The organism is Brevundimonas terrae, from assembly GCF_011761985.1.
GTDB lineage: Bacteria > Pseudomonadota > Alphaproteobacteria > Caulobacterales > Caulobacteraceae > Brevundimonas > Brevundimonas terrae.
In genome coordinates, this window is sequence record NZ_JAASQT010000008.1 from 78,220 (window position 1) to 102,258 (window position 24,039).

Here is a 24,039-nt window from a genome sequence, read left to right on the forward strand (position 1 = left end):
ATAGGTTTTTTCTATGTTGAAGCGCGCTCACATCCGCCATTTCCTCGCTGTCGTCGATAGCGGCAGCTTTACACAGGCCGCCGCACGGGTGCGGATCACCCAGCCCACCCTGTCGGTCGGGATTGCCGAACTGGAAAAAGAGGTCGGAGCCAGACTGTTCATTCGTGACCGCAAACATGTGCGTATTACCGAGGCGGGTGCGCGGCTATTGCCTATCGCGCGCCAACTGGAACAGGGGTTTCGGGCCGCAGAATCCTTAAGCGACAGCACCGAAAACCATTGGCCACAAATCCGGTTGGGCCTTTTGCAATCGGTTGCCGGTGCCATGGCGCAAAAGGTCATGCAGGCGCTTTGCCCCGACTATGAGCCAGAACTGGTCGAAGGCCCGAACCACGAACTGCGCACCATGCTGGCCTCGGGACGCATTGATGTGGCTCTGACCCTGTTGCGCCCCGAGGATATCGAGATGGGCGCTCTGCCCTTGCTCAGCGAGCCCTATGTGATGCTGGTGCCCGCCGGACATGCGCTGGCCGGACAGACCGACGTGCCGCCCGATGCCTTCGGGGCCGATGTGATGATTGCCCGCCGTTCCTGCGAACGGCTTCAGGACACCAGCCGGTTCTTTACCCGCAATGGCGTGCGCCCGCGCTTTGCCCTGCGTAGCGACAATGACGACCTGTGTATCCGCATGGTGGCGGCAGGGCTGGGGGTTACCACCGCGCCCTTATCGCTACAGATCGAAGGCACCCAAGCGGTCAGCATTGCCGGCTATGATTTCCAGCGCATGCTGGGCCTGATTGGCGCATCGCCCGAACAGGCCGACAGCGTGGCCGATATCCACGCCCTGCTCGCACCGGCGTTTGTCTAAAGAAAAAGGGCGGAGACTTTGAAAGTCCCCGCCCCTTCTTTTTGTTATTCGCTACCGGATCAGAAGGTCCAGCGGACGCTGACCTTGGCCGAGTGGATATCGGTCACCTTGCCCAGCTGGCCTTCATAGCCCGCCTCGAAGGTGACACCGGCATCGGTCTGGACGCGGGCGTCGAAACCGAGGTTCCATGCGGCGCGGTCCAGCGGAGTCGTGATCTGAGCCGGATCGGAGCTTTCGGCAGCACCGATGAACTGGATCGGCAGATAGATGCCGTCTTCCGAGCGGTGAACGCGGCCCGCCGTCAGGGCGAACGAAGCGTTCACGCCTTCAGCCGGATCGAAGCTCACACCCGTCGTCACCTTGGGTTCGATCGAGCCGATATACTGGGTGTCGGACAGGACGCGCGCGCCCAGCCCCTGCCAGCCATTTTCCTCGAACGCACCGCTACGCAGCGCCGTGCCCAGAACCTGAACCGCCGGACGCATGTAGAAGTGGCCCGAACGGATGGTGTGGCCCAGTTCTGCGCCCAGTTGGGCATAGCCGTTTTCGCCCTTGGACTTGGCGTGCATGGTGTCGAACACATAGCCATAGCGCTGGCTTTCCAGCCACTGCCAGCCACCCGTCGCCGTCAGGCGCAGGTCCGTGCCCTGTGCCCACGAACGGTGCGCACCGATGCCCAGATCGAAGCCGTCGCCCTGGGTATTCATACGACCACGATCGACCGTCTGACGCGCGAGGCTGTTATAGCCACCCGATACAGACAGGGTCCAATCGGCGTTCAGACGTTGCTCCATGCCGACGCGGGCATTGAACACGCGGCTGGTGGCACCGAAGTATTCACCGGTGGCTTCCTGATCGATGGTGGAGGTCGAACCTACGCCCCACAGGCAGCGATCCAGCGCCGTCTCGCGGGTCAGGCCACAGCCGAACATCTGGTCCGCAAAGGCGGTGGCACCGAAGTATTGCGTCTGCATCGACGCCACATGGCCCTCGGGGTTCAGCTCGTTGAAGATCGACTGGTAGAGGTCTTCCTGACCGGACACCATATTACCCAGCGCCGCCATCAGACGACCAATGCCATTGGCACCGCCCTCTTGCAGGGCCGAGTCCATATGGCCGCCCAGGCGGCGCTCGTTCGGGCGCATCTGGGCAAGGCCGAAATCGCTGTCCACGATCAGGTGCACGCCTTCGCTATCGCCCTTGAGGCTATAGTTCAGGGCCAGGGTCGAGGCGATGTTGTAATCGCCGACCGAACCTTCACCACCCGTCGCAAACAGGGTCAGCGGGCCGGCATTTTCCAGCCACAGCAGGTTCACGCCGATCTCGCCGGAAACCGATGCATTGCCGGTGATGTTGAGGCGATCCGAGCCATAAGGACCGAAGGCCACATCAAACAGCGACTTGCCGCTGGCGGTCTGGACGAAGTGGCCGTCCAGTTCCACGGTCGAGATGACACGGGCACCGTAATAGACGTTGTTCTTGGCCTCGACCAAGCCGTCCAGATCGCCGAAGGTTTCCCCTGCCGCCAGATCCAGCGGCCAATCCGTGCCTTCCAGACCCAGACGCAGCAGACCGTCATTGGTGAAGGTCGCCTCGCCACCCGCTGCAGGCACAGCCTGACCAGACACCGCACCCGTTGCCATACGCGTCAGCGGGCTGTCGCGCAGGATGATGCGGTCAAAGGTCAGGAAGGTCGCACCTGCACTGTTCAGGAAGCGGTTATCGCCACCCGACAGGTCGATATTGCCGAACACCAGACCGTTGTTGACGATGCGGTCATTGCCCACCCCGCCCTGAATGGCCATGCCGCTGACAGCCGACAGCGAGGTGTTGGTCGTGACAAGGTTGTCCGCGCCACCCAGCAACTGGATGCCGACACCTGTGCCCGAACCACCGCGTACGACATCGGCCAGATTGATCGTAATGTCGTCCGCGCCATACAGACCCTCGCTCTGGGCCAGCACGCCGACCGAGTTAAGACCGGCAGCATAGATGATACCGGCAAAGTCCAGATTGATGGACCCGCCAGCACCGGCACCGCCTGCCGAGCCGGCAAAGCGACCATCGACCCAGCCGCCGCCGCCGCCCAGAGACTGGGCCACGACGCCATAGCTGTTATCGCCCGTCACCACGACCGCATCGGACTGGACGAAGCGGATCGCTCCGCCGTTGCCGCTGTTGTCGCCCGACAGGTTCAGCGCACCGTCGGAGGCACCGAACACGGCACCGCCGCCACCGCCAATGGATTGCAGCATCAGGCCGTGGGCCATGTTGCCGCTGGTGAAGATGCCGCCATTGTGGGTCAGGTTGATCGCACCGCCATCACCCCACACCCCTTGGCTGCCGCCCAGCGTCAGGTCTGCACCGTTCACGCCCGACAGACGGATTTCACCACCGCCTGCACCGATGGATTGCAACAGCAAGCCAAGCGCGTTGTCGCCAAACGTCTGGGTGCCACCGCTATAGTTGCCCGTAATGCCCGCCGCATCGGCACCGCTGCCACCCTGTGCGCCAAGGCTGGCCACAAGGCCCGTATTGATCGAAGGCAGTTGCACGACCATAGAGCCGCCGCCGCCACCAATCGATTGCAGCACCGAGCCGAAGCTGAGATCGCCACGCGTGACGACTGCGCCGTCCTGCGTGCGGTTGATCGCGCCGCCGGTTTCGTTCTGGCTGTTGGCTGCGCCCAGTTCGAGGCGGACCGTATCCATGGCCGCGCCGTCTGCGGCCGTGACAGTCATCACCCCGCGACCGCCGCCGCCGCCGATAGCCTGAGTCAGAACACCCGTCGAAAGATCGCCGAATGCCGCCAGTGCGCCCGTATGGGTATTGGCAATATCGGCTGCACGGTTGTCGTTACCGTCCATACCGCCCAGCACCACATGGAAGCCGGTCGCCAAAGCACCGATCTCGTTCTCGATGGAGGCCAGATCGACATTCATCGACAAGGTACCGCCACCGCCGGACAGCGATTGAGCAAAGTCGACAACCGCGTGGTCGCCTGCCGTCTGGAAGGTGCCGGTCGTGTTTACCGTCACCTTGCCTGCATTCATGCTGGTGGCTTTTATCGCCCCGACACGCACAGCGATCACCGGATCTTCCGTCGGCTTGATGCCGATCTTGTCGACATAGGGCACGCCCGGCATGCCGATGACACCGGCCAGATCCATCACCAGCGAACCGCCGCCGCCATTGATGCTTTCGGCCTTGATCGCCACGGCACCATCACCCAGCACCGTAATGTCGCCGGAGTGGTCAACCACCACCTCGCCGCCAATACCGCCCGAGCCACCGCCCAGATTACCCAGCGCAAACGCCGCCGTATTCGACAGGGCCGTAGAGGCCAGACCCGAAGCTGTCGTGGACAGGCCAAGGCCGAAATTGGCGTTACCGCCACCACCGCCGATGGACTGCGCCACGATACCGTGGGCATTGGCACCTTCGGTCAGGATGGTGCCGCTGTTGTTGACATAGACACGGCCGCCGTCACCGCCCGAGCCACCAAAACCGCCGACGCTGCCCATGGCCGAACCGGCTTTCGGGTTCACAATGGCATTGGCTGCAATCGACAGACCGCCATTGCCGCCGCCGCCGCCGACCGACTGGGCCAGAATGCCATAGGCATCCGCGCCTTGGGTGTAGATCACGCCGGTGTTCTCGACATCGACGCGACCGGCCTTGTTGCCGCTACCGCCCATACCGCCGAGATTGAAGGAGGCGATTATGCTGTCCTTGGTCACCACGCCGGTTTGCAGGCTGAGCACGGACGAGCCGTTACCGCCGCCGCCACCGATGGACTGGGCCACGATACCGTGGGCCGCATCGCCTTCGGTCAGGATGGTGCCGCTGAACTCTTCACCGGCCACGGCAAGGTTGCGCACGATGACATTGCCACCGGTGCCGCCTGTACCGCCCGAACCACCAATATTGGTGACGAAGCGCTTGGACTCTTTCTTCGGCGAAGCAAGGATTGTCAGTGACATGACCATGCCACCGTCACCACCACCGCCGCCGATGCTGTTGGCACTGATGCCAGCCGCGCCTGCGCCCTTGGTGTAGATCAGTCCGGTATTGGTCACATCGACCAGATCAGCGGCACCGCCTTCACCACCGCTGCCACCGATATTGATCTCTACGGCATTATTTTCGTCAAAGCCCTGAAGCGTCGCAGCCACAGACGAGCCGCCGATACCGCCGCCGCCGCCGATCGACTGGGCGCGGATACCAAAGGCTTTTTCACCGGCCGTCAGGATCTTGCCGCTGTTATCGACAAAGACCTGACCACCCAGAGCGCCTTCGCCACCGGTCCCACCAATCGCAAAGGTCATGGTGTTCTGAGACTCGCCCTTACCGCCCGTGATCTGCAGACCGATGGTACGGGTCGAGCCACCCAAACCGCCGCCACCGCCAATGGCTTGGGCAAGAATACCATCCGAACCCGCGCCTGCGGTTTCAATCAGGCCCTTACTGGTGACAAAGACATCGCCGGATTCTGCGCCTTCGCCCCCATTGGCCCCTACCGACATCCATGCACCCGTGCCTGCGAATACCAGGGTGGCACTGGCCGAACCGCCAATACCGCCGCCGCCGCCAATCGACTGGGCCACAATGCCGCGCGCGTCATCGCCGCCAGTATAGATGATGCCGTCAGCGGTCACGGTCACATCGTCAGATGTCGCTGCCACGCCGCCTTCGATACCAATCGAGACACCGCCCCCCTTGGACTGCTTGTCACCATTCTCCTTGGTGCTGACGCTTGCGGCAATCACACCCGAAGTGCCGCCACCGCCGCCAATCGACTGGGCAATGATCGCGTCGGAATTGTTACCCTGGGTGATGATGCGACCGTCCACATCCACAGTGACCTTGCCGCCTTCACCACCGGTGCCGCCCTTGCGACCCAGAGTGGCGCTGATCGATGTATTGGCAAAAATACCGATGGCCATGTCGGTGCCGACATTACCGCCGCCACCACCGATGGATTGCGCCAGAATACCGCGCGACAGGTCGCCCTTGGTGAAGATATCACCGCGATGTTCGACATCGACAGCCCCACCCGAACCGGCTGCGCCTGTATCGCCGCCAACCGCCATGTTGATGGCGGTATTGGCCTTGTTGAACACGGCCAGACCGATATTGAACGAGGCGTTGCCGCCGCCGCCGCCAATCGACTGGGCGATCAGGCCGTCCGACATATTGCCGTCGGTGATAATGGTGCCCTTGTGACGGACATCCACAGTATCGCCCGAGCCTGCACCGGCCCCCGAGCCACCGACAGCCATCAGCATGCCGATCTCTTTGCCCTTCTCGGCCTCGCCCGAAAGCTTGAGGCCCAGCACAAGGTTATGACCGGCTGTACCGCCGCCACCGCCGATGGATTGCGCCACCAGACCGTGGGTTTGATTGCCATAGGTCTGGATCACACCCGGTGCCGCATCCGTACCGTTCCAGCCGCGTACAACCGAAACCGCGCCGCCGTGACCGCCCGAACCGCCCGAACCACCGACGCCCAAGGCAATCGGCGAGCCCTTATAGCTCAACGCGCCGGTCACATTGATACCACCGGTACCGCCGCCACCGCCAATCGACTGGGCGATAACGCCGCCGCCGCCGCCCGTATGTTCGGCAGCAACAAACTCGGCCACACCCTCGGCATTGGTGACAATGGAACCGCCGACCAGCACATTACCCGTGCTGGTAAAGGATACATCACCGGCATCGTCGCCTGCGCCGCCCGAACCGCCAACACCGGCCGACAGAGCAAACGACTTCTTGTCGCCAATGGATGCGCCAACCGACACATTCAGGCCGCCCGAACCGCCGCCACCGGCAATCGACTGGACCAGAGCACCGACAGAATCCACGCCCTCGACCAGCACATTGCCGTTCAAGGCCGCCGTGACATCATCCGAATGGCCACCGGCACCGCCGAAACCACCAAGACCAAAGACCACCGAGGCTTCCTTGGTATAGCTGTCGATCTGGATACCACCGGAAATATTGATGGCACCGGCACCGCCGCCGCCGCCAATCGACTGCGCCAACAGACCCCGCGACAGATTACCGGCGGCATAAAGGTCGGCATCGACACTGACATCTACGGTCGAGCTATAGCCGCCTTTACCGCCAAAGCCGCCAATACCTGCTGTAAGCTGGCCATCCAGCGTAAGGCTGCCCGAAACATTCAGGCCGCCATTACCGCCGCCGCCGCCAATCGACTGCGCCATAACCGCCGAACGGTTGTCGCCATTGGCCTGAACCTGAATACGGTAGCCCGTTGCCGAATTAACCGTCAGGTCCACATTACCGGCATTACCGCCGCCGCCGCCAAAGCCGCCAACACCGGCAGTCAGGGCGCGTGTATCGCCCTTTTGCGGTGGTGCGGCTGCAATACCCGCAGACACATTGAGACCACCGGTCCCGCCGCCGCCGCCAATCGATTGCGCCACAATACCGTTCGAGCCGCCATCACGACGACGCATGGAATGGGTGCTGCCATCCTCATTGGTCAGGACATCGGTAAAATCGTTCAGCTCTCCCTTGGCCCAGACATTGCCCTGAACCACGCCGGTCACATTGCCGCCATCGCCGCCAAGGCCGCCAAAGCCGCCCAGACCCAGCGATACAGAGGTCGCCGTATTCTTGGACGTAAAGGACAGCGCGCCACTGACATTCATGCCACCCGCGCCGCCTCCGCCGCCCAGCGACTGGATCAGGACACCATCGGAATCGGCACCTTCGGTCTGGGTGTCGCCGATACGGGTCAGGCTGACATCACCGGCATCGCCGCCGCCGCCGCCAAAGCCGCCCACGCCCAGCGCAACCGAAGCTGCATTGCCTTGGGACACAGCAATCGAGCCGGACACATTCATGCCGCCCGTACCGCCGCCGCCGCCCAGTGACTGGGCACCGACGCCAAACGAATTGGCCCCTTCGGTCAGATAGTTACCCGTCACCGTGCCGGTCACATTGGCACCGTCGCCACCGAGGCCGCCAAGGCCACCCATGCCGAAGACGATGCTTCCGGCCATGCCGTTGCCCGCAGAGGCCGCAACACCGCCCGAGATGTTCATACCACCGGCACCACCGCCGCCGCCCAGCGACTGCAACAGACTGCCGAATGCATTATCGCCTTGCGTGGTGATGTTGCCCGCCAGCGTGCCTGTGACATCGGCAGCATTACCGCCGCCGCCGCCCATGCCGCCGATACCGACGACCAGATTGCCTGCATTTTCCTTGGTCAGCGCCATGCCGCCCGAGACGTTCAGGCCGCCCGAACCGCCACCGCCGCCGACCGACTGCGCCAGAATGCCGTGCGCATAATCACCCGAGGTGAAGATCGAACCCACATGGTCAAGATCAACCGTTCCGGCTTCGCCACCGTCGCCGCCCAGACCGCCCATACCGAAGACAGCATTGCCCGTGCCGGTCTTGGCCACAGACACACCGGCCGAGATATTCATCCCGCCCGCGCCGCCGCCGCCGCCAATCGACTGATAGGTCAGGCCGAAGCTGTTATCGCCCTGGGTATAGATGTCCGAACGCACGGTGCCCTTCACTGCCGAAGAGTCGCCACCTGCACCACCGGCACCGCCGATACCGACCACGACATTGCCCGAGCCTTCGCCCGAGGCGCTGACACCGGCCGAGATGTTCATCCCGCCCGCGCCGCCGCCGCCACCGACCGACTGGGCCAGCACGCCGCCCGAATAGTCGCCTTCGGTGCCGATATAGCCGCTGACATCGGCCTGAACCGTGCCTGCATTGCCGCCAGTGCCGCCCGAGCCGCCAAGGCCGACCGTCACCGAACCGGCACCCTTGCCTGCGCCGCTGACGGAACCGGAGATGTTCATGCCCCCCGTACCGCCGCCGCCGCCAATCGACTGCGCCGTAAAGGCCGTCGAATTGTCGCCCTGTGTCAGGGCAGCAAACATATTGCCCTCGGCATCAAGACCGCCAAGCGCCTTCAGGATCACGGCCTTTGCGTCACCGCCGCCTGCGCCATAGCCGCCGATGCCGACGGTAACGGCCCCTGCGCCCTTGCCGGCTGCACCGACGCTTCCGGCGATATTCATACCGCCGTCACCGCCACCACCGCCGATGGATTGCGCCACGACGCCACGCGAGTTGTCGCCCACGGTCTTGACCAGACCGGAGATGTCCGCCGTGACCATTCCGGCCTCGCCGCCTTCGCCGCCGCCGCCGCCAAGGCCGACGCCGACCGCACCGGCCCCTTGGCCTGCTGCGCCGACATTGCCGTTGACGTTAAAGCCCCCCGAGCCGCCGCCGCCGCCAATCGACTGGGCCAGAATACCCGTCGCATCGCGGCCTTCGGTCAGAACCGCCAGCGAGATGCCGTTGGCATTGGCACCGGCCGTCTGGTTCAGGAAGACGTTTCCGGCGTCACCGCCATGATCGCCTGTACCACCCAGCGCCACGCCGACGCTGCCGGAACCCTGCCCGGATGCCGAGATACCTCCGACGACGTTAAAGCCGCCCGCGCCACCACCGCCACCGACCGACTGGGCCGTGATACCGGTCGAGCCGTCACCCTTGGTGATGACCGCGCCCGTCACATCGACATCGACCGTGTCGGCGTCACCGCCTGCACCACCCGAACCACCGATGCCGACATTGATGGTGCCCGAGCCATAACCGGCACCGGCAATACCGCCGACGACGTTAAAGCCACCGGCACCACCGCCGCCGCCAATCGACTGGGCCACCAGACCGTTGGACATCATGCCCTCGGTCAGGATGGCGACCTCGAGGCCGTCAATGATCTGCGAGAAGGTCAGGTCCAGATCCACGACACCGGCATTGCCGCCGCCGCCGCCCGAACCGCCGAGGCCCACATTGATTGCGCCCGCACCAAAAGCTGCGCCTGCAATGCCGCCTGCGACACTGAAACCGCCCGTACCGCCGCCGCCGCCGATGGACTGCGCCACCAGACCCGAGGACATGTCACCCGTCGTGGCAATCGTGCCCAGAATGTCGCTTGTGACGTCGCCACCAGTGCCACCGATACCGGCACTGCCGCCGAGGCTGACATTGATCGAGCCGGTACCCAGACCGCCGCCGATGCCGCCAGCCACGCTAAAGCCGCCGTCACCGCCGCCACCGCCCAGCGATTGCAGCACAATAGCGCTGGCCATGTCGCCGGTGGTCAGGGTGTTGCCGACCATGTCGAAGGTGATGTTGCCACCATCGCCGCCGCCAGCACCCGAGCCGCCAAGGCCCACATTGATAGTGCCCGAGCCCATACCGCCCGCAATGCCGCCCGTGACGTTGAAACCGCCCGAGCCGCCACCGCCGCCGACCGACTGGGCCAGAACGCCCGTCGAGAGATCTTTTTTAGTTTGAACGTGGCCGGTGATGTCACCGATCACATTGCCGCCGTGGCCACCGCCACCGCCCGAGCCGCCAAGGCCCACGCCGATGGCACCGGCACCCATACCGCCCGCAATGCCGCCCGTGACGTTGAAGCCACCGTCACCGCCGCCGCCGCCAATCGACTGTAGAACCACAGCCTTGGAGGCCAGACCCTCGGTCAGGACATTGCCGACCTGCGTGACATCTACAAGACCGCCATCGCCGCCGCCGCCACCGCCGCCGCCAAGACCAACATTGATCGTGCCTGCACCCAAGCCACCGGCAATACCCGCTGCAATACTGAAACCGCCCGTACCGCCGCCGCCGCCGATGGACTGTGCCACCAGACCCGAGGACATGTCACCCGTCGTGGCAATCGTGCCCAGAATGTCGCCCGTGACACTGGCACCATTACCACCGGTACCGGCATTGCCGCCGAGGCTGACATTGATCGAGCCAGTGCCAAGGCCGCCGCCGATGCCGCCTGCAACACTAAAGCCGCCGTCACCGCCGCCGCCGCCCAGCGATTGCAGGACAATGGCGCTGGCCATGTCGCCGGTCGTCAGGGTGTTGCCGACCATGTCGAAGGTGATGTTGCCACCATCGCCGCCACCGGCCCCCGAACCGCCAAGGCCCACATTGATGGTGCCAGAGCCGATACCGCCCGCAATGCCGCCCGAGACGTTGAAACCGCCCGAGCCGCCACCGCCGCCGACCGACTGGGCCAGAACACCCGTCGAAAGATTACCTTCGGTTTGGACATGTCCGGTGAGGTCGCCGATGACATCGCCGCCATCGCCGCCGCCGCTACCGGAGCCGCCAAGACCTACGCCGACCGTGCCGGAACCGACACCGCCCGCAATACCGCCCGTGACGTTGAAACCACCGTCACCGCCGCCGCCGCCAATCGACTGTAGAACCACAGCCTTGGAAGCCAGACCTTCGGTCAGGGCATTGCCAATCTGGGTAAAGTCGACAAGGCCGCCATTACCGCCGCCAGCACCATTACCGCCAAGGCCGACGCCGACCGTGCCGCCACCAATGCCGCCGGCAATTCCCGCCGTGACATTATAGCCGCCCGAGCCGCCACCCCCGCCCAGCGATTGAGCCACGATAGCCGATGCCAGATCGCCCTTGGTCTGGACCGTGCCTGTGATGTTTCCGGTGACTGAACCGCCATCACCTCCACCGGCACCATTACCGCCAAGACCGACATTGATGGTGCCTGCGCCAATACCGCCGCCAATGCCTGCCGAGACATTAAAGCCGCCCGCACCGCCAGAGCCACCGACCGACTGGGCCAGGAAGCCCGTCGAGCCAAGCCCGTGGGTCAGGATGTCATGGGCCGTCGCATTGACGCTGCCGCCATTGCCGCCGTGGTCACCTGTGCCACCAAGGCCGACGCTGATCGCGCCCGCGCCAATGCCACCGGCAATACTGCCCGAGACGTTGAAGCCGCCATTACCGCCGCCGCCGCCAATCGACTGGGCGACAAAACCACCAGACATGATGCCCTTGGTTTCGATCGTGTCGCCTGCATAGGCATCAACACGGCCACCGGTACCGCCCGCGCCGCCATTACCGCCAAGACCGACCGAGATGGCCCCTGCGCCGATGCCACCGGCGACTGCGCCGCTGACGTTGAAGCCGCCGTTACCGCCGCCGCCACCGACCGACTGGGCGACAAAGCCCGTCGAGAGATTGCCTTCGGTATAGATGGTGCCGTGGACACCGGCATCGACCAGACCACCGGCACCACCGCCGCCGCCATTACCGCCGATACCGATCGAGACGCCAAGACCGCCAATGCCGCCGGACACCGAACCGGCCACGCTGTAGCCGCCATTACCGCCGCCACCGCCGACCGACTGGGCGACAAAGCCGCTGGCAATATCGCCATAGGTTTCGATATTGCCGCGAATATCACCGACGACATCGTTGCCCGCTTCGCCCTTGCCGCCATTGCCGCCAATGCCGACGCTGATGGCCGGAGCCGCAATGCCGCCGACGCTGGCCGCGACACTGAAGCCGCCATTGCCGCCACCGCCGGAAATGGATTGCAGCAGCACGCCGGTCGAGCCGAGACCGAGCGTCGCAATATCGCCCGTATAGTCGACATTGATCTTGCCGCCCTGACCACCATTGGCGCCCTCGCCGCCAATGGTTGCGGTTACCGCCGCACCGATACCGCCCATAACACCGGCACCGATGCTGAAGCCGCCATTGCCGCCGCCGCCGCCAATGGTCTGGACAACCAGACCCGACGAGAAGTCACCGCGCGTGACGATATCGCCGCCTGCATTGGTGGCCGTAATATCGCCGCCCGTGCCGCCTGCACCGCCATTGCCGCCGATCCCGACCGAAACGGCGACGCCAACCAGACCTGTGACGCTGTTGGCAATGGTAAAGCCGCCATTACCGCCGCCACCGCCGATGGATTGCAGCAGGATACCGTTGGAGTTGTTGCCACCTCTGGCCTCGGTTGTCGGGTCATAGGTGCCGGTGTCGATATCGGCATAGCCGCTATAGTTGACGCTGCCGCCATTGCCGCCGCCAGCACCCTCACCACCGATGGCCAGACTGACACTGGCACCGAGACCGACGGAATTGGCGATGCCAAAGCCGCCATTACCGCCGCCGCCGCCAACCGACTGGGCAAAGACACCGTGGGAACGGTCGCCCTGTGTGCTGATCTTGCCCGGTGAGGCGATGTTGGAGGACTGGTTGATGGTGACATTGCCACCATGGCCGCCCCCAGAACCTTTGCCGCCAATGGCCACAGCCGTCAGAATACCGGTCGCGGTTGTGTCGCCGCCATTACCGCCGCCGCCGCCAATCGACTGGGCAAAGATGCCGTGCGAGTCATTGCCGCCCGTCGTCAGCGAACCTGCATTGACGATATCGACCGCGCCACCGGCACCACCGGCACCGCCATTTCCCCCCAGCGCCATAAAGGCACCGTTGGCATTGGCACCATCGCCGCCGCCACCGCCAATCGACTGGGCCTGAATAGCGCTGGACATATTGCCCGCTGTGGTGATGGAGCCGTGGTTCTCGCCACGCACCTCAGCGGCATTGGAGGCCACGCTGGAGCTGCCGCCGATCTGGACGCTGGCATTACCGCCTGCACCGCCCGAGCCGCCGCTCGAGAACACGCCGCCGCCCGAACCAGCCGAGCCGCCGCCGCCGCCAATCGACTGGATCAGCATACCGCGCGACAGATCGCCAGTTGTGGTGATTTTGCCGCTGTTGATACCCGTGGCGCTGGAGGCATTGCCCCCCGCATTACCCGAGCCACCCAGCGCCACAAATCCGCCGGAGCTGCCCCCGCGACCACCGCCGCCGCCAATCGACTGGACGACAATGGCATCGGAGCCGTCACCAAGGGTCGTAATCGTGCCCGCACTGTTCACCGAGGCCGCGGCTCCGTGACCGGCCGCACCACCCGAACCCCCGAGCGCCACCAGACCGCCGGTATTGCTGCCGTCGCCGCCGCCGCCGCCAATCGACTGGGCCACGATCCCGCTGGAGGCATCACCTGTTGTGGTGATCGAACCTTCGCTACCGACCGTTACAGTTACCTTGTCGGAAGTGCCGCCGATCTTGCCGCCGACACCAAGGGCCACCAGACCGCCCGTGCTACCCGCCGAACCGCCACCGCCACCAATCGACTGGGCCAGAATGCCATAGGCTCCCTGTCCCGTCGTGATCGCATCGCCATTATGATTGACGGTTACCGTATTGCCTTTGCCGCCTGTGCCGCCTTCGGCGCCGATGGCCACAAGCCCGCCCGCAACACCGCCCGTGCCACCACCGCCGCCGATCGACTGGGCCACGATGGCATGTGCGCTTTGGCCACGGGTAGAAATGGTGCTGTTCTGTCCGGTCGTAACGGTGACCCTACCACCATTACCGCCCGAGCCGGCATTGCCGCCCAGAGCCACCAGACCGCCCACATTGCCGCTGTCACCGCCCTGACCGCCGATGGACTGGGCCAAAATACCGTATGATCCGGTCCCCTGCGTTGTGATGTTGGCATTTTGGGTCAGATTGACATCGCCACCGTGGCCGCCCCAGCCTGCCTCGCCACCGGCACCGAACAGACCATAGGAAGAGCCACTATCACCGGCCCCCCCGCCCAGTGACTGGACCAATACGCCGTGTGAGCGGTCGCCGGTTGTTGTCACCTTCACGTCGTTGCGAACAGTAACGTCACCACCCGAATTGGCCGAGCCGCCATTGCCTGCGCTGCCGGTCGTACCCCAGCTATCGCCGCCATTGCCGCCACGACCGGCACGGCTTTGCACAACGATACCGTGCGCCTCGGTGCCACGGGTGGTGACCGAGACGCCACCGCCAATGCCGACATTGATATCGCCGCCCGAACCGCCCTGGCCGCCCGGCTTGCCCCCACCGGCAAGGTTCACATAAGAACCACCGCCATTGCCGCCATTACCGCCTATACTGGCGATAATGACGCCAGGCCCGCCCGACGCCGTAATATTGTCAGTTAAAACTCGGTACCCGACGAAATCGGGACCGGATTCGCCCGCCTTGCCCGAAGATGCCGGAACAAAGAACACGCCGGTACGACCGTTCTTGCCCTTGGCGCCGCGTCGGACGTCCACGTAACGATTTTGCCCCCCACCGCCTACCGCCGTTTCGCCCGGCGTCGTGGGATTGGCCACACCATCCGATAGAGACTGGACCAGCGGCAATCCGCCGCCCACGACCTCGGGAACATAGTCGGCCTCGCCGGCAACGCCCGAAGACGGCGTGCCGTACACAATGTTCTTAATGACCTGATCCGGTTGCCCCGATACGCTATATACCGGCACACCATTGCTGTTCATCACATAGCTGGTGACGCGCGAACCGTCCGCCAGTTCGTAACCCAGAATCTTGGTGCGCTCTGACACATTGCCATCGGCATCAGGTGTACCGCTGGGATCCACGATCTCTGATCCATAGGCGGGCATGTCGAAAATGAAATATTCCGTGCCCGTCGTGCGGTCGATCGCCACCACACCCATGGAAGCGGTTTCAGTAACGGTCAGTTCGATATTGCTGTCAGGATGGCGGACCACGTCGCCAACGTCGCTGGCCAGTGCCATACCGGCCGGCAGGGCCAGAAGCGCCCCGCCCGTCAAAGCGGCAAAAGCCTTGAACAGGGTCTTGAGCGACAGGCGGTGACGTTCGGGGGAACTGTCCGTTACCGCCGCGCCTGCCATCGGCGCTTCCATCAGCGCCACCAGCCGTTCCAGACTGGCCTTCAGACGGCGCGAACCTTGCGTATCACGGTTGCCGATGCCGCCCAGAACATCTGCCGCTTCGGTGCGAACGACCAGACGCAGCGCAGGATCGGTTGCCCGAACATCCAGATCACCGACCACACGGTCAATCAGGCCCGCAATCCGTTGCATTTCGCGCGAAGTCATTTTCATTTTTCTAGTCCCCAGCCCGCGCGCAAAGGGTGTTTGAGGGAACACCTTTTACGACACGCAACACAGCCGCCCCAAAGGGCGGGTAAAATTTCAGCCTGACTGCTAAATCCACGCGCGCCGGCGAACAACAGGACGCGATATGAATTTAAATCTTTATTTTCAGTACTTTTGAGACCGTCTCAGTAAGTTTTGCTGACGTCTCAACTGTCTTGTTTTGAAACTCGGTCTGCGTGTCAGCGCATGGAAGCCAGCCACCGGCTCCAGTCGCTTTCAGACCCCAACTCATTCATGCGGTGGCCACGGCTGCGCGTCATGTGCCTGAAGTCACGCGGCGTCATGTCGAATAGGTCCTTGAAGGCCGTGCTGTAGTTGGCGGCATTGGCAAACCCCCAGCGTTCAGCGATTTCGGCAATCGTCAGGTGAACCTTGGACGGGTCGAGCAGATCGTCGCGGCTACGGTGCAGGCGACGTTGGCGCAGATAGCTGGCAAAGCCGCCATAGCGGACCATCATCCGGTAAAGGGTGGCCCTCGAAACGCCGAACTCCAGCGCCGTCTGATCAACCGACAGATGCAGATCATGCAGATGCTCTTCGATATAGCGCCGCACCGGCAGCCACGCGGCCATCCGTACCGAAGACGCAACCTCGGGATCAATATTTCCGTTCAACGCCGCCGACGCCATGGCCAGTGTCGGCCCCTGCATGGCCATGGCCTGAGCCGCCGTCATGGTAGGGGCCGCGTGATAAAGCGCCATCAGATGGCTGCGGAACAGGGCCGTCAACGGATGCTGGCCCGCCAGTCTCTGGCCCGCCAGTGCATCCGGATCAATCAGCAATGGCTCCAGAACCCGTCGCGGCAAAACCAGATCAAAAGACGTATAGGCCGTAGATTCCGTCTCGATGGCATGGGTCATGTCCACCATCAACATGTCGCCATTGGCAAACACCTGCTCGCCGCGCCGCGACCGCGCGACGCGGCTGCCGGAGACGTAGAACTGCATCATATAATAGTCGAGGCTGTCCCCCGCGATCAGGGCCGAGGTGCGCTCGGTCTTCTGGGCGCAGGTCGTCACACTGCCGAACATCAGTTCGCCCGCATGATAGGCATCAACGGTCGCAAAGAAGCTGGAATCTGTAATCGACGAAATCTGCCATACCGAAGCGGCGATTTCGCGCCAGATGCCGATACGGGAATTTACGGGCAGCAAGGACGTGTCGAAAACCGAACGCGCTATTGGGGCACGGTCATCTGTCGCTTTAAGATCGGCCGAGTAAGCCCCCAAGATGCACACCTGACTGGATTACAAACGCGAGGTGCAATGACCACCAAGTCGCGACAAACCGAACATGCGGCGCGACGACCTTTACTGCGTTTTACGTTTTTTCCAGTTCGATACGTATCAAGTCAAACCTTACCCAGACCTTAATATTTATGGCTAACTGCACCCGCTATGCCGGAAATCGGGCCTTTCATCGAACTTCGTTCCACCCATGGTGGTGCGCGATATTTTATTCCCGAAATATGTATGTTCAGGCGCTGGGTGCCGTTCAGTCATTGGGCATCCCCAATCCTGTCCCCAATCCTGACCATGCCCCTGCCCGCGCCAGATCAGCCATAAACTCCGCTTTGGCCCTGACCCGTTCCCGAGGATCTGGGTGTCGTAAAATATAGGCGGGGTGATAGGTCACCAGAACGCTGCCTTCAGGGCCCTTCATCAACTGGCCGCGTGTGTCCGAAACATTGACGGCATGGCCCAGAACACTGCGTGCCGCACTGGCCCCCATGGCCACCACCAGTTCGGGTTTCACAAAGGCGCGTTCGTAATCCAGCCACCAGCGGCACAGCTCGATTTCCGATACGGACGGTGTGCGGTGCAGGCGACGCCTCTCCTTCACCTCGTGTTTGAAATGTTTGACCGCATTGGTCAGATAAACCGCCCCGCGATCTATGCCTGCCGCCTGTAAGGCCTCGTCCAGAACCTGTCCGGCCGGACCCATAAAGGGTTGTCCGCTCAGGTCCTCGTGATCGCCCGGTTGCTCGCCGACGATCATCAAAGGAGCCGCCTTTGGCCCAACCCCGCAAACCGGCTGTGTTGCATCACGCCACAGCGGACAACGACGACACCCTGCCAATGCCGCATTCAGGGCCTGCAAGGATTGCGGCACCAGATCACTGGTGACGGTGCGGTCCACGCTCTGCGCCTTAACCTGTTCAAAGCGGCGATTGGGTTCAGGCGCAGTCGCATTGACCATCTGGTCGGTGCGCCCTGTCGCCCCAGCAATCATCTCGGCAATCAGTTCGGCTTCGGGAAGATTGGCCCAATAGCGTTTGGGCATTTCCGACTGCATGGCCTTGGTGCGTAGACGCGACGGGTTAAAGGTCGAGGCGTAATAGGTCTTCCAGAAGTCCTCGACGGCATCTTCATCTGGCGCATCTTCTTTACGGGCGGGCGGCCCGAAGGTCAGGCCCGTGCCATCCCAGTGGGCCGTACCCTCGGGTGTCAGGATCGACCAGTTCATATTGGCATAGCGGCGCGCAAAGAAGGGGGCCGTCTTTTCAAGCACGCGATGCGCCGGTTCAAACCACGCGATCCAGCGCTCATCCACCCCCTCGCCCGTCTGGCGAAAGCGGACAAAGGCCTTCATCTTATGGGATGCACGGCTGACGTTTTTTGCTTTTTCCAAGGCCGCGCGCACATCGCGATCCGATGTGATTTTCAACAGCTCCGGCGTCTCCTGTAATCGCCACAACAGGCGGTACAGCAGATCAAAACGGTCGCCGTCGCGATGCAGGATCACATCCTGCGCCAAACCCAGAAAAGCCTTGGACACCTTGAACGGCCGCGCATTTGTGGCATCCGGCATAGGGGTTTCGCCAAACAGCCCGCCCTGCCCTTCGCCGGTAACAAATCGCACATGGGCTGGCTCTACGCCCTCGACCCGCAAGCGCCGCGCCGCATCGCGCCATCCGTCAAAATCTGTTTCCCCCGCCAGTTGGACGGTACGCATCAGAACAGGCTCAACTGCTCGGGGCGTTTATGGGGTGCGATACGGGCCCGCAGGTCCACCGCATCGGTCAGCCCGCCCGGTGTCCAGTCCAGCGCCACAATCCACGGACGAACCTTGTCGATCGAGCGGGTCAACTGCCCTACATCCTCAAGCCGCAGGGTTCGATAGCGACGCACCGAGATGATCCGGTCCACGGCCTTTACCCCCAGCCCCGGCACACGCAGCAAGGTTTCGCGATCCCCCGTATTCACATCAACCGGAAAGCTGGCCCGCTTTTGCAGCGCCCAGGCCAGCTTGGGATCAATATCCAGATCCAGCATCCCGCCTACACTGCCCTCGGCGATTTCAGGGGCGGAAAACCCGTAAAAGCGCATCAGCCAGTCGGCCTGATACAGACGGTGCTCGCGCATCAACGGCGGACGTGAAACCGGCAGGATGGCCGAACTGTCTGGGATCGGGCTGAAGGCCGAATAATAAACGCGCCGCAGGCCATAGCCGCCATAGAGCGATGCAGAACGATCCATAATCTCGGTGTCGGGCGCACCATCGGCCCCCACAATCAACTGGGTGGACTGGCCCCCCGGTGCAAAGCGTGGCGGCTTGATCCGGTCACGCTTTTCGGGTTTGGCCGCTTCCATTCTCAAACGCACCTGCCCCATGGCCTTGCGGATCACGCGCGCATCTTTTTCAGGGGCCAGAACCCCCAAGGCCTCGTCGCGGGGCAGTTCGATATTGGCCGACAGACGATCCGCATAAAGTCCCGCCAACTCGATCAGTTTCGGGTCCGCCTCGGGGATCAGTTTCAGATGGATATAACCGCGAAAATCGTGATCCTCGCGAAGGCGGCGTGCCACCTCGACCATCTGTTCCATCGTATAGTCCGACGAGCGGATAATGCCCGAGGACAGGAACAGGCCTTCGATATAGTTACGCTTGTAAAAGGCCAGCGTCAGGTCAACGACCTCGTCCACGTCGAACCGCGCCCGCTCGACGTTCGAGGACGAGCGGTTGATGCAATAGGCGCAGTCGAAGATGCAGAAATTCGTCAGCAATATTTTCAGCAAACTGACGCAGCGGCCATCGGGCGTATAGGCGTGACAAATGCCCATACCCTCTGTCGAACCGACGCCCTTGCCATTGCTGGAATTGCGCTTTTGCGCCCCCGATGAAGCACAGGATGCATCATATTTGGCCGCATCGGCCAGGATGGACAGCTTTCTTCGTAAATCTAAACGCGCCATTTGTTCATGATATGTTCCATTAGGCCCCGTGTCCAATTCTGCATGATGAAAATCACCCTCAGACAACCTTACGGAGCGTGGAATGCGCGAATTGCTTCGCGATTTCAGCGACAACCATGTTGCGAGATTTTCATGGAATAAGGACGATACCTCTCGCCCCTATTCCATGTCTGTGGCCGCCAGCCTTAAAACTCTTCCCAGTCCTGACTGGCCGCAAGGGTCAGATTAGCCTTGGGCGCAGGCGCGCGTCGTGCCGCCAGAGTCGCCTCTACATCGGCATTATGGCGCGTGCGGATCGGCCCTTCTGCTGTGACGTTAGGGGCCAGAGCTTTCACCTGAGACTGCAACCGGGGCTGAGGGGGACGCACGGCAGCGGTGGCCTGTGTCACCTTGAATTTGCGTACCAGCGTCGTCAGCTTTTCCGCCTCGTTTGTCAGGTGGTGACAGGCTGCGGTCGATTGCTCGACCATGGCAGCATTCTGCTGGGTCGTCTGGTCCATCTGGTTCACCGAGTCATTGACCTCGGCCAGCGTGGTCGCCTGTTCTTTGGCCGAGGCGCTGATCTCGTTCATCAGATCGGCAATCTCGGTCACGCGGCCAACAATAGCCGTCAGCACCTCGCCCGTCTGGCCGACCAGCTTCACACCATTCTTGACCTGATGGCTCGAGGACGAGATCAGGGTTTTGATCTCCTTTGCCGCATCGGCCGACCTCTGGGCCAGGGCGCGGACCTCCGATGCCACCACGGCAAAACCACGACCGGCATCGCCCGCCCTCGCCGCCTCGACACCGGCATTCAAAGCCAGAAGATTGGTCTGGAATGCGATTTCGTCGATCACACCGATGATGCGGCTGATCTGGTCGGACGAGGACTCGATCTCGCCCATCGCCGTGACCGCATCGGACACCACCTCGCTGCTGCGGGTTGCATCCTGTTTGGCTGCGTCCACGACATGGCTGGCCTTTTGCGAGCCTTCGGCGGTGCGTTTCACCGTCACCGTAATCTCGTCCAGCGCCGCCGCCGTTTGCTGCAAGGAGGCAGCCTGACGCTCGGTACGGCTGGAAAGATCATCGGACGCGCCGCTGATTTCGTTAGCCCCTGCCCGCATCATGCCGACGTTTTCCGACACTTCCTGCATGGCCTCTTCGAGACGGGCCATGGCCGCGTTGAAGTCGGTTTTGAGCTGGGCATAATCGCCGGGGAAGTCCTCGACAATGCGCGTCGTCAGATCCCCATCGGCCAGACGGGCCAGCGACTGCGCCGTGGTTTCCACCACGCTTTTCTGGATCGCCTCGGCCTCGGCACGGATCGCTTCGGCTTCTCTACGGGCCGTTTCCGCCGCTTCCAGATAGATGGAAATCACGAAATCCATATCCAGCAGCGCAGCCTTGACCACGGCCCCCACTGTCTCGCCCAATTCTTTGCCGCCATCTGATCTGGAAAACCACGAACGCTTCTTTTCGTGATCCTTGACGACAGCCTTGAGCAGACCGTCCAGTACCAGCGCATAGCCGCCAATATACCAGCGTGGCTCCAGCCCGATACGCGCATGGGTCGCACCAATGCGTTGCACGCTATCGGTATAGGTCTGGTCGTACTTGGCCGAGGCAATCTGGGACCAGTGACGCGACTGACCACCCTTTGCGCTCGAAATCATCTGCTCGTTGCCAAAGAAGCGCGAAACGGCGGGATAGGCACGAACCTGTGCGTAGAACGCATCCAGACTATCGGACACTGTCGCGTCGATAACAGGCTGGGCTTTGGCCAGTCTCTGACGGGTTTGTGTATCTAGACGCATAAAGGCCAGACGCTCTTGGAGCGCGATGCTGTCAGACATTTTTGATCCTTGCCAAGGGGGGAACTGCAAGAACCGACAGAATGGTGGGCCTGTCTTATTTCGCCATGAAGACTGAGTTACGTACTTCTACTTGGTCATGACGATTGAATTTAATCCGGTTTTCGCCCTCTAAATCCGCATCCCTCACCCTTGGTTTCTATGGCCATGCGCGAGCTAGCTGATATTCATCAATGGACATTCAAAGGGGACGAGGAATGAAGTCACTGCTTTTGACGGCCTGCGCCGTTTCGGCTGTTCTGGGGGTATCTGCACCGGCTATGGCCCAGCAGGCACCTGCGGCGGCGGTCGCACAAAACGATGCCAATGCGCGCCTCAAGGCCCTGTATGATGCCGACTGGGATTATAATCAGGCCCGTTACGGCATCCGTAAACTGGCCGATGGCACCAGCACCCCGCGTACCAGCCTCGGCATGATCGATCCGGCCTCGCAACAGGCACGCATCGAGCATGCGCAGGGTTTGTTGGCGCAACTGGATACGATCCCCGTCGCCGAACTGTCCGATGAAGAGCGCATCAATGCGGCCGTGTTCCGCACCAATCTGGAGCACGCCCTGATCGACGGCCAAGCCCGCCAATGGGAAATGCCATTCAACAGCGACAGTAATTTCTGGACCTATCTGGACCGCGCTTCGGACATGCGAAGCCCCGAAGATTACCGCGCCTATATTGCCCGCATGCGCGATATCCCGCGCTATTTCGGTCAGAACATGGACAATATGCGTACCGGTCTGGCCCGTGGGTTCAGCGTCCCGCAGGTCACACTCGAAGGCCGCGAAAGCTCGATCAGCAACTTCATCACCGATACGGCCGAGGCCAACAGCTTCTATCGCGCCTTTGAACGCATGCCGTCCAACATCTCGGCGGCGGAACAGGCCCAGTTGCGTGCCGAAGCGGTCGCGGCCATCAATGAAGCTGTCATTCCGGCCTATCGTTCCCTGCTGGCCTTCTATCTGGACGAGTACCAACCCAAGGCCCGTACCAGCCTGGCCGCGCGCGACATACCTGACGGTCTGGCCTTCTATGAAGGGCAGGTCCGCAAATATACGACGCTGGAACTGACCGGCGAGCAGATCCACCAGATCGGCCTGTCCGAGGTTGCCCGTATTCAGGCCGAGATGCGCCAAACCATGCAGGACGCAGGTTTTAACGGCACATTCGAAGAGTTCCTGACCTTCCTGCGTACCGACCCGCAATTCTATGCCAAGACGCCTGACGAGCTTCTGATGGTATCGGCATGGGTGGCCAAGCGCGCAGACGGCCAGATCGGCAAGCTGATCGGCAAGCTGCCGCGCCGCCCCTACACCATTATTCCGGTGCCGCAAGCGCTGGCCCCCTTCTATACCGCAGGACGTGGCGGGCTGGGTTCATGCCAGATGAACACCTACAACCTGCCCAGTCGTCCGCTGTATAATATTCCGGCCCTGACCCTTCACGAATGCGCCCCCGGTCACAGCTTCCAGGCCGCCCTTGCCGAAGAGCAGGCCGATGGTCCGGCCTTCCGCCGCTATACCTATTTCTCGGGTTATGGCGAAGGTTGGGGGCTTTATACCGAGCATCTCGGCGTCGAGATGGGCATCTATCGCACGCCCTACGAGCATTTCGGCCGTCTCAGCTACGAGATGTGGCGCGCCGCACGTCTGGTGATCGACACCGGCGTCCACCTGAAAGGCTGGTCGCGTCAGGAAGCCATCGACTATCTGGCCGGCCACACGGCCCTGTCCCAGCACGAAGTCGTCACCGAGGTTGACCGCTATATCAGCTGGCCCGCTCAGGCTCTGTCCTACAAGCTGGGCGAGCTGACCATCCGTCGCCTGCGCGGCGAAGCCGAGGCCGCTCTGGGCGAAGCCTTCGACCCGCGCCCGTTCCACGACACCATATTGGGTATCGGAGCCGTTCCCCTCACGACACTGGAAGAACACATGGACCGGTACGTGGCAGAGACGTTGGCCAAGGCGAACAGCCAGTAAGTCAAAACCCGCTGTCGATGGTTATCGGCAGCGGGTTTTTTGTGTTTACGCGCAGCCGTTCCGGCATTTCATCGCGCTCGGCATAGCGGCCCCTGAGAGGCTCGCTGAGCGGTAAGGCGCTATTTGCAGGTCGATGGTCCGGCCGCATGCAAGTTGACGCTGTGCGAGGCTGTGGTGGGAGGGTTTTTGGGCGTTTTGAGGTTGTGGTGCGAACAGCAAAAAGCCCCGTGCGTTGAGCGACGGGGCTGTTTGGGAGTGTTTGGGTGCGGGAGTAGGATT

At 62.5% G+C, this 24,039-nt stretch carries 7 protein-coding genes; 2 read left to right on the forward strand and 5 right to left on the reverse strand.

What is annotated here, in order from left to right; genetic code table 11:
- The first annotated feature begins 13 nt into the window (after nucleotides 1–13).
- Nucleotides 14–868 (forward strand): LysR family transcriptional regulator, encoded by an 855-nt coding sequence (locus tag FHS64_RS13660; RefSeq protein ID WP_167179264.1) that lies wholly within the window; start codon nucleotides 14–16, stop codon nucleotides 866–868.
- A gap of 59 nt (nucleotides 869–927) precedes the next feature.
- Here FHS64_RS13660 and FHS64_RS13665 read toward each other — a convergent pair whose 3' ends face one another.
- From FHS64_RS13665 to FHS64_RS13685, 5 genes are all read right to left on the reverse strand, one after another.
- Nucleotides 928–15,684 carry an autotransporter outer membrane beta-barrel domain-containing protein gene (locus tag FHS64_RS13665; protein ID WP_167179266.1) on the reverse strand — a complete coding sequence of 4,919 codons (14,757 nt, stop codon included), beginning with the start codon at nucleotides 15,682–15,684 and terminating at the stop codon, nucleotides 928–930.
- Nucleotides 15,685–15,917: 233 nt separating this feature from the next.
- Nucleotides 15,918–16,967, reverse strand: a complete 1,050-nt coding sequence (locus tag FHS64_RS13670; RefSeq protein ID WP_167179268.1) for a helix-turn-helix domain-containing protein — start codon at nucleotides 16,965–16,967, stop codon at nucleotides 15,918–15,920.
- A 265-nt stretch (nucleotides 16,968–17,232) separates the two neighbouring features.
- Nucleotides 17,233–18,693, reverse strand: coding sequence for a UdgX family uracil-DNA binding protein (locus FHS64_RS13675; protein ID WP_167179269.1), 1,461 nt, complete (start codon nucleotides 18,691–18,693; stop codon nucleotides 17,233–17,235).
- Nucleotides 18,693–19,934: a putative DNA modification/repair radical SAM protein gene (locus FHS64_RS13680; protein WP_167179272.1), complete on the reverse strand. Its 1,242-nt coding sequence runs from the start codon at nucleotides 19,932–19,934 to the stop codon at nucleotides 18,693–18,695. The genes FHS64_RS13675 and FHS64_RS13680 overlap by 1 nt, the downstream gene beginning before the upstream one ends.
- 185 nt (nucleotides 19,935–20,119) lie before the next feature.
- Nucleotides 20,120–21,772, reverse strand: a complete 1,653-nt coding sequence (locus tag FHS64_RS13685; protein ID WP_167179274.1) for a methyl-accepting chemotaxis protein — start codon at nucleotides 21,770–21,772, stop codon at nucleotides 20,120–20,122.
- A 215-nt stretch (nucleotides 21,773–21,987) separates the two neighbouring features.
- Between FHS64_RS13685 and FHS64_RS13690 the strand changes: the two genes are divergently transcribed.
- Nucleotides 21,988–23,760 (forward strand): DUF885 domain-containing protein, encoded by a 1,773-nt coding sequence (locus FHS64_RS13690; RefSeq protein ID WP_167179276.1) that lies wholly within the window; start codon nucleotides 21,988–21,990, stop codon nucleotides 23,758–23,760.
- Nucleotides 23,761–24,039 lie beyond the last annotated feature (279 nt).